General features: G+C 74.0%; 5 protein-coding genes. All 5 read right to left on the bottom strand.

All coding sequences use genetic code 11. The features are described 5' to 3' along the window. On the bottom strand, positions 1-1,681 hold a 1,681-nt coding region (locus tag AB0J86_RS23800; protein WP_363859796.1), incomplete at its 3' end, for a hypothetical protein. A 71-nt stretch (positions 1,682-1,752) separates the two neighbouring features. Continuing rightward, entirely contained in the window at positions 1,753-2,538 is a 786-nt protein-coding gene (locus AB0J86_RS23795) for a DUF4157 domain-containing protein (protein WP_363859794.1), read from the bottom strand. Between the two features lie 215 nt (positions 2,539-2,753). Then, a complete protein-coding gene (locus AB0J86_RS23790) occupies positions 2,754-4,916 on the bottom strand; it encodes an ATP-binding protein (RefSeq protein ID WP_363859793.1) in 2,163 nt (720 codons plus the stop codon). A gap of 2 nt (positions 4,917-4,918) precedes the next feature. After that, positions 4,919-5,584 carry a DUF4255 domain-containing protein gene (locus tag AB0J86_RS23785; RefSeq protein WP_363859792.1) on the bottom strand — a complete coding sequence of 222 codons (666 nt, stop codon included), beginning with the start codon at positions 5,582-5,584 and terminating at the stop codon, positions 4,919-4,921. Between the two features lie 3 nt (positions 5,585-5,587). Beyond that, on the bottom strand, positions 5,588-9,310 hold the full coding sequence (locus AB0J86_RS23780) for a VWA domain-containing protein (protein WP_363859791.1): 3,723 nt from the start codon (positions 9,308-9,310) through the stop codon (positions 5,588-5,590). Between the last annotated feature and the right edge of the window lie 91 nt (positions 9,311-9,401).

The raw sequence follows: 9,401 nt of genomic DNA, 5'->3' as shown, positions 1-9,401 counted from the left end.
TGCCGATGGCCTGCAGATCGGCGGGGAGTTTTTTGACCTCGGCTTGCAGGTCGTTGCGGCCGGTGGCGATCCGGGCCTTGGCCCGGTTCAACTCGCCGCCGATGATGTCCGCGACCGAGGAGATGACCTGCTGCATCCGGTCGACGTAGCCCTTACGGGCCTGCACGAAGATCTGGTTGGCCTCCTCCGGCAGGCCGGCGAACTTGTCCTTGACCCACTTCAGCTTGCCCGTGAACCCCGAGTACCGCTTGTCCTTGTACTCGTCCATCCGCCGCTTGTGCTCGGCCGTGAACGCGTCCCGGGCCGCCTTCTCACCCCGGGTGAACGCGTCGTCGACCTTCCGGTCCAGGCCGGTGAGGATGTCCTCGACGTCCTTCTTCGTCGCGTCGAAGACCTTCTGCAGACGGGCGGTGATCTGCGCCCGCTTCGCCTCATCCGAACTCTTGGCGCCCTCCTTGCCCGCACTGACCTGCGCCCCGGCCTGCTTGCGGTCCCCCGCCAGGGCGGTCATCGCCGCCGCACCGGCAGCCCCCGCTTGGGCCTTGGCTCCGGCCAAAGTCTGCGCTTCGGCGGCCCGCACCTGACCGGGAGCGGTCGCGGCGTGCTGCTCGCCGGCCTTCTTCTCCCGCAACGCCCCGGTGAACTCCGGCTCGTTGGAGCGCGCCAACTGCTCCTCGGTCACCTGCGCATCAGCCATCTGCTGATCGACCCGCGCCGGACCGGCGGAGAAGTCGGTAGCGGCGGGTGGGGCCTTGTCCGGGACGGCCTTACCGGGATCGGGGGTGCCGGGGGCGCCGGGAGGCTGATCGGCCACCAACGGCGTGACGGTCTTCTCCTTCGCCGCCGACGTGTCCGGTTCGGCCTTCGTCGTCGTCTCGATCGCCTTCGCGGAGGTTTCCTTACCCGCGCTGACCTGACCCTGGACCTGGCCCTTCACCGCGTCGGCCTTACCCGACTCGCCGAACTTGTCCGCCTCGTCCAGGTTCTTCGGCGCCTGCGCCGCGATCGCCTCATTCACCGCCCGCACGAACGCGGCCTTGTCGAACTCACCCGGCTTCGCGGCGTTCATCCTCTCCGCGTTCGCCGTCTTCCCCTGGGCTTCCTTATCGTCCTGCGGAGGCTTCGCCGCACCCTGCGCCTTCGACGCCTCCGACACCGCCGGCGGATGCGCCGACATCACCTTCTGCTTCGCCCGCACATCCGAGGCCAACCCGGCGAACTTCGGATCAGCCGACGCCGGCGGACGCGACAGCCCACCGCCGTCCTCCGCCAACCGCTGCACCGGACCGGTCAACACCGGCCCGGACGTCACCGGCCCGGAGACCGGGGCGGCACCGGCCGAGCCGGACGCCGAACCCGCGCTGGTCGGCGACGGCGTCGCCTGGCCCGTACCGGCCGGAGCGCGCTGAGCGGACGCCGGAACAGCAGCGGAGGGACCGGCCTTGCCGCCGCCCGCCGCTCGGCCGGGCCGGTTGGGCCGTGCCGGCGTCGCGCGGTGCGGCGCGAGCAGGCCGGAGACGGCGCGGTTGCCGGCGGCGGCCTGCAGGCGCTGGGCCGTCGCCGGGCTCAACGGCCGGGCGGGGGCCTGCCGACCGTCCCCCGTGAGCAGGGACTGCGGCTCGGAGTCGGCGGCCGACCTGGGATGGGTCTCGGCGAGCTCGACGCCGGCCGTCACGGTCACGGCGTTGGCACGGCGCGGCTGGTCGCCGCGCCCGGGGTGTTGGTCCTCGACCGGTGCCTGCACCGTTCTCCCTAAGCTGCCGGCGCTTCTTCTTCCTCTTCCGACCCGCTCTCCTCGCGCTGGACGTACGTCTGGGCGGAGGTGTCTTCCTCTTCGTACTCGTCGCCCTCGGCGCGCTGGACGTACGTCTGGGCGTGGTCGTGGCCGTCGTCCTCGGTGTGCCGCTGCACGGCGGGACCGGAGCCGGAGAGCGCGGGTGCCGGGGTCGGCGATGACATCAGCCGGTCCGCGTTGGCCACCGCCTCGCGCTCGAAGCGGTCGGACGGGTCGCTGACCTTGACCCCGCCGCCGGTGTCGGTACCGTCCACCGGGCCGCTGCGCTGCTGCACCACGTGGGTGAGCTCGTGGGCGAGCATGTGCTGCCCGGTCGAGCTGGCGGGGTCGTAGGTGTCGCGCTGGAAGACGATGTTCGAGCCGACCGTGTACGCCTGCGCGTTGACCGACTTGGCCGACTCGTGCGCCGCCCCGTCGGTGTGCACCCGTACGTCGCCGAAGTCCTGACCGCCGAAGCGGGACTCCATGTCGGCGCGCACCTCCGGCGCGAGCGGCGAACCGCCGCCGGAGTTGACCACGTCGTGCACGGGCGACCGTTCCTCGGTCGGCTCCATCAGCTCGCTCACCCCGGCGTTGCCGACGGCCCGTTGCAGGCCGAGCAGGCCCTGTGCGCCGAGGACGTCGGTACGGCCGGCGGCGGCGGCCTGGTACATCAGGCCCTCGCTGTCCCGGTCGGTCGAGCTGAGCCGGTCACCGGCGGGACGCACCGCCGCTTCGGAATCGAATTCACGGTGTCCACGCATGGTTGCCCCCTTCACCACGGGTCTGTATCGACCGTCCGTCATCGGCGGCGCCGCGACCAGACCCGGCCGAACTCGCCTCGGGGCAGACTCCGTTGCCCCATCGGGCAACGGCCGGCGACCGTTCCGCCCGGGCCCCGCCGTACTCGGTGATCCGGCGCCGCGTCCTCGATGCCCCAGCGCCGCCGCGTCCGCGGTGGGTCACGGCCGTCGCGTCCTCAGTGGGCCAGCGCCAGGTACGGGCCGAACTCGCTCTCCAGCGTCAGCCGGCCCAGCTTGCGGTACTCCCGGCCCACCGCGCCGATCAGCTCCGCCATCCCCACCGGCCGGCCGGCCTCCGCCGCCAGGTACGCCGCCGTGATGGCCGCCGAGCGGATGTGCCCGCCGGCCAGCTCGAACGCCTCCGCCATGAAGTCCAGGTCCAGGTCGCCGGCGCGCGGTACGAGGGCGCCGAGGCAGCGGTCCCAGAGGGCCCGTCGGGCCTCCTCGTCCGGGATCGGGAAGTCCACCACGATGTCCAGCCGGCGGGTGAACGCCTCGTCGAGGTTGGCGCGCAGGTTGGTGGCGAGCACTGCCAGCCCGTCGAAGGTCTCCATCCGCTGCAACAGGTAGGCGCTCTCGATGTTGGCGTACCGGTCGTGCGCGTCGCGTACCTCGGAGCGTTTGCCGAAGATCGCGTCGGCCTCGTCGAAGAGGAGCACCCCGTTCACCCCGGCCGCCTCGGCGAAGATCCGTTCGAGGTTCTTCTCCGTCTCCCCGACGTACTTGTCGACCACCGTGGCGAGGTTGACCGTGTAGAGGTCGAGTCCGAGGCTGCCGGCCACCACCTCCGCCGACATGGTCTTGCCGGTGCCGGAGTCTCCGGCGAAGAGCGCCGTCACCCCGCGCCCCCGGCCGCCGCCCGGGCGCATCCGCCACTCCCGCAGCACCTGGTCCCGGTGCCGGGCCCGGCCCGCCAGCTCGTGCAGCAGGGCGAGGATCGGCGCGGGGAGCACCAGGTCCGGCCAGGTGACGTCGGGGACGATCCGCCGGGCCAGCCGTTCCAGGCCGGCCGCGTTCTGGGTACGTGCGCCCGCGCGCAGGTGCGCCTCGTTCACCGGCTCCGCCTCGGCGGTGGCGAGCTGCGTGGCGACCGACGCGGCGCGCCGGATGGCCGGGGCGCCGAGGATGAACTGGGCGGTGGCGGCGGCCGGGTCCACGCCCGGGGCGAGCCGGCCGTGCAGCGCCTCCCGCCAGACCGCGGCCCGGTCGGCGGCGCTGAGCGGCTCCACGTCGACCTGCAGCGGCGCCTGGGCGCTCCAGCTCGGATCCCAGGTCTGCGTGCCGTACGCCAGCACGGCCGCCGGCCCGGCGGCCAGCTGCGACCAGACCGACCACGGCTCGCTGCCGTCCACCGGCCCGACCAGCACCCCGGCGCCGGTGAGTACCGCCTCCCGGACCACCACCGTCGCCAGCTCGGCGGGGTGCGGGTGGGCCGCCAGGCGCGGCAGGTCCACCGCGATCGCGCCCCGGCCGGTACGCGCCAGCGCGGCGGCGCCGAGCGCCAGGGCGCTGCCGCCCGGGCGTTCCCGCAGGTACGCGAGGCGTACCCCGGCCCGGCCCAGCGCCTGGCCCAGCTCGACGGCGCCCGGCGGTACGGTCGCCTGCGCCTCGACCGGCTCGGCCACGCCGGCCAGCGCCGGCTCGGGCGCGTCGGCGCCGAGCAGATGCGTGCCGACCCGGTCCGGTACCCGCAGCGCGCGGGTGAGGATCGGTCGGTCCGGGTCGTCGACCCGGACGAGGCCCAGGTCGATCAGCGGAGCCCCGGCCGCGAGCCGGGCCCGGGCGGAGGCGGCCGCCTCCGGCAGCCCGCAGAGCCGCAGCGCCAGCCCGACGGTGGCCCGGCGCCGGGTGACGTCGTCGTTGAGGTAGCCGTAGAACTGCTCGAACCGGCTGTCGACGTCCGGTGCGAACGCCACCAGCAGCAGCGCCACGTCGAGCGGGGTCAGCCCGGCGGCCTCGGCCAGCGCGTCGAGCCGGTCCCGGACCGCGCCGTTCCCGCCGCCGCCCGCCAGGCCGTCCGGTCCGCCGCCGTCGCGGGCCCCGGTCACCGTGCCGTCACACGCCCCGGCCATCGCGCCGCCGGGGCCGCCCGCCGCTGTCGCGCCGTGGCCCGCGCCGGGCGGCTCCGCCGTCAGGGGCTCGTCGACCAGCTCGGGCCATGGCGCGAACGGCTCCCGGGCGGCGGCCAGGGTCGCGTCCAGCGCCTCGTCGGAGAGGTAGAGCCCGCGGAACGGGTCGTCGGGATTCTGGTCGGTCTCCCGGCGCTGCGCCACGGCGGCGCGTACCGCCAACTCGACCCGCTGCAGGCGGCGCAGCAGCCCGGGCACCTCCGTCGCCACCCTCAACTCCCGTTCGACCGGCGCATCGCCACCCGGCTCTCCGACGCGGCGCCCTCCTCGCCCCGATGCCGTACCCGGTCGCCGGTGATCTCGCCGTCGACCGCGGCGACGTCGAGCTGCACGCCCTCGCTCGCGGGCGGCGCCGCGGGAAACATCTGGCCGCTGACGATCGGGGTGCTCACCACGACGTCCAGGGAGGGCTTGAGCTCGCCGCCGAGCGCGGTCCAGACGTCCGCGAAGGCCCGGTCCTCGGGCGGCGGCAGGGCAACGGTCATCGGTACCGGCATCCCGATCCGCGCGACCGAGCCGGTGAGCAGCGCCTCCGGCAGCGCGTCGAACCGGATGAACCCGAGCAGCAGGGCGGAGAGGAGCCGGTGCTCGTCCTCCGGCCGCTGCGTCCACGCGGTGACCAGGTACGACAGCTTGACGTAGCGCGGCGGCGCGACGCGGCGTACCACCAGGCCCCGCTCGTCGTACTCGTTGATCAGCCCGCGCGAGCGGCGGCGCAGGTCCTCACGGATGTCGTAGAGGTACACGTTGACCGTGGGGGCGTTGCGCCGCGCGGCCCACTCCTTGGTGGGTGCCTCGAAGACCACCTCGACGCTGGACGAGGGAAGTGCCTCCTCCTTCACCAGCCGCCGGAGCGCTTCGTCGATCTCGTGGATCATCTCTTACCGCCCGCTGTCGAAGTTCGGTGGTGCCAGGGAGCGGGGTACGACGAGGAACGGCTGCGGCGTCTGCACGGTCCCGAAGTTCGTACCGGTGACCAGGGTGGCGACCAGGTCGCGCGGGCCCAGCGGTTCCTTCCGCATGATCAGCACCTGGGTGCGGAACGTCCCGTCGGGCGCCACCGTGACCCGGTCCGGGGTGGCGGTGATGCCGAAGCTCCAGTTCAGCCGTACCACCGCGCCGGGCGGGAAGTTCGATCCCACCGCCTCGGTGACGAACCCGGGTGGACCGATCGTCGGGGTCACCACGACCGCCGGCGCGAGCACCTGGATCGGCGCCTGGGCGAGCCGGGTCTCCGCCTTGCCGGCGGCGGTCGTCGCGGTCAGCCGACCCGAGACGGCGGCCAGCGTCGCCGCGCGGGCGGGCAGCACCAGGTTGATCACGACCTGGTCGCCGACGCCGAGCGCACCGACCTGGCAGACGGCGGTGGCGGCGTCGCAGCGACCGTCGATCGTGGCCACCGGGAGCAGGCCGGGCGGCAGGTTGAGGCTCAGCCAGGTGTTGGTCACCGGCAGCCGGGACGCGTTACGGGCGGTGAAGGCGACCGGGATGCTGTCGCCACCGACGTAGCCGGGCTGTCCGCCGACCGAGACCGAGAGGCTCAGGTCCGGAATGGGCAGCGTCTGGTAGGTCGGCTCGTACCCGGCGTCCCTGACCACCGTCGTGGCCGGACCACCGGCGCTGGGCAGGGTCACGATCGAGGTACCCGCCTCGGAGGCGTTGAGCGCCACCGCAATCCGGCTGCCGTCCGGGGCCCAGGCCGGATCCGCGGCCCAGCGGTCGCCCTGGTCGTCCGCGCTCAGCGGGACCCGGGGCGCGGAGCCGTCGAGGTTCGCCACGCAGAGCCGGGCCCGGCTGCCGCTGTCGGCGAAGGCGATCGACTTGCCGTCCGGGGACCAGGCCGCGCCGTCGTCGCTGCGCCGGGTCAGGCAGGGCTCGGCGGTACGGATGCTGAAGTCGTGCTGGTCACTGAAGGTCAACTGGTCGACGGTGGCGGAGGCGACCTTCACCAGCCAGATCCGGGCACCGGAGGGGATCTCGGTGTCCACCACCGTGATCGTCGCGACGTCCTGACCGGTCCGGCCCTGCTGGTCGGTGGCGGTGCAGGTCACGATCGTCTGGCCGACCGCGAAGGTCCCGCCCGAGTCGGGCGTGCAGCGCGTCGCCAACGGCCGGCCAGCGGCGTCGGTCGCCCGGGGACGGTACGTCACCGGCGAGCCCTGCCGGGCGTCCGCGGGGAGCGTCACGTCGTCGACCCGGACGAAGGGACCCGCCGGGTCCCCGACCCGCACGACCAGCTGCTGCCGCGACTCCAGGCCCGGCTGCGGCTGGTTGACGTCGAAGCGGATCGTGCAGCGCAGCACCGTCCCCGGCGCGACGTCCGGCGAGACGGTCACGTGCTCCTCGAACTTGGCGGTCTCGCCCGCCGGCACCCGCGCCCGCACCGGGTCGAAGGTGATGGTGAGCCCGTCGTCGCAGGGTTCCTCGATGACGGGATCGACCGTTACCTGCACCTCCCGGATGGCCTCCGTGATCGCCTGGATCATCTGGTCCGGCCGGCTGTCCGGGGTCAGCCGGCCGCCGGTCTCCCGGGCCAGGTACGAGGCGGTGCGCGAGCCGTCCGGGTCGTTGTCGAGGCCGACCTCGCCGGAGGTACCGGTGACCGCCACGCCGATCACCGATATCCCGGCGCCGACCAGCTCGTCCCGGAGCGACTCCCTGGTGATGTCGACGCCGTCCGGGGTCCGCTTGTCCATGCTGTACGTGTCGCTGATCAGTACGACGATCTTGCTGCTGTCGTCGCGGAAGCCGATCCGGTCGTTGCGGGCGAGCTGCCGCAGCGCGTAGAACCAGTTCTCCGTGCCGTAGATGCTGTCCGCGGTCAGGCCGTTGACGGCCCGCTGGATCTCCGCGTCGTTGGCGGTGAGCGCCTGGCGCGGGTGGTAGAGGTAGCGGTCGTCGCCCTCGCCGCTGAACGTGGCGAGGCCGAACTGCGCCTCGGCCTGCTCGCTCCGGACGTTGTTGATCACTTCGGGGAGTCTGGCCCGTAGCTGGCCGATGACGCTCGCGCCGCCCTCACCCGGGTACGACATCGACGAGGTGTCGTCCACCAGGAAGACGACGTCCGGCTTCGGCGGTACGGCCGGCGTCTGCACCGTCTGCGGCGCGGTGATCTCCATGCCGGGCTGTGCCGGTCGGTCGATCACCGGCCAGCCGAGGATGCTCCGGCGCAGGGTGGCGTCGCGGGTGATGGCGAGCTGGTCTCCCGTCGGCGACCAGGTCGCCTTGCCGTCGTTCCCGGCCAGGTGCGCGGGCATCGGTATCTCGCCGAGCAGCCGGGCGTCGGTCGCCGCGACCACCAGGATCCGCGCGCGCGGGTCCGGCACGGTGGAATCGCCGTCGGCGGGGTCCCGGGTGAAGGCGATCGAGTTGCCGTCCGGCGACCACGCCGGGTCGGTGTCCGCGTCGGTGGCCAGGGTGCCGGGCGGCGCCAGGGTACGCGGGTTGCGGCCGTCCGCGTCGGCCACGACGATGCGGGCGCCGCCGCCGGGCTGCGCCGCGCTGTAGGCCAGCTTGGTGCCGTCCGGCGAGAACGCCGGGCCGGTCTCGGCGAGTCCCGGGCGCGCCGTGCGGTTGCGCCGGTCCTGCCCGTTCGTGTCGGCGGTCCAGACGTCGGAGGGCCAGGACGCGTCGGTGGCGGCGTAGACCAGCTCGTTGCCGCGCCAGGTCGGGTGCCGCTCGGCCAGTCCGGAGGTGGCGACCGGGGTGACCGTGGCGCCGTCGAGGAGGTAGATGTCGCCGGCGTTGTCGACCCGGGTGCTGGTGAAGGCGATCCGGCGGCCGTCCGGGGCCCAGGCGGGCTCGGCGGAGTCCCCGGGCCCGGGTACCGCGAGCGTGGCCGCGCCGCCGCCGACCGGCATGGTGACCACCTGGGTCGTCGGGGCGGCCCCGTCCGCTGGGGCGAAGCGGGCGGTGGTGAAGGCGATCCGGGTGCCGTCCGGCGACCAGGCCGGCTCGGTGTCGGCCGCCTCGTCGGTGGTGAGCCGGGTGAGCGCGCCGCCGGCGGCGGCGATCACGTAGATGTCGCCGTCCGGGTCGTCCCGGGTGCTGCTGAACGCGATGCGGGTGCCGTCCGGGGACCAGGTCGGCCAGGTGTCCTCGCCGGGGTGGTCGGTGAGCCGGCGCAGCCCCGTACCGTCCGCGTTGACCAGCCAGATGTCGTCGCTGCCGCCCCGGTCCGAGACGAACGCCACCCGGCCGCCGTCGGGGGAGACCGCTGGCTGCCGCTCGATGCCCGGGTCGTTGGTCAGCCGCACCGGCGCACCCGTGCCGCGCTGGAGGTAGACGTCACCGTCCAGATCGGACTCTCCGGTCGCGGCCCGCTGACTCACCCAGACCAGTACGCCGCCGCGGGCGTCGGGGTCGAGGTCGGCCAGCCCTCGCTGGGCCTCGCCGAGGATGGCGCGCGCCGGCTGTCCGGGTACGCCCCCGCGCAGCGTCGGGCGTTCCGTGCTGGTGTAGCCCAGCCGGTAGCCGATCTCCGCGGGCGCGGCGGCCAGCTCCGCCACCGGCGACGGTCGCGCCTGTGGCTCGGGCGCCAACAGGACTGAGCCGGCCAGCAGGCCGGGGACGAGCATGGCCACCCGTCGGGTCCCCCTGCGCACGACACCTCCCGCACTCTTGTCTGCCTCTACGGTGGCCGCAGCTGCCCATTGAGGTAGCGACGCACAGTGCCGGTTTGGGGGCACCGGCGGC

It is taken from the genome of Micromonospora sp. NPDC049559 (assembly GCF_040676675.1).
Lineage (GTDB): Bacteria > Actinomycetota > Actinomycetes > Mycobacteriales > Micromonosporaceae > JBFAPK01.
This window is presented reverse-complemented; position numbering and strand designations above follow the sequence as displayed.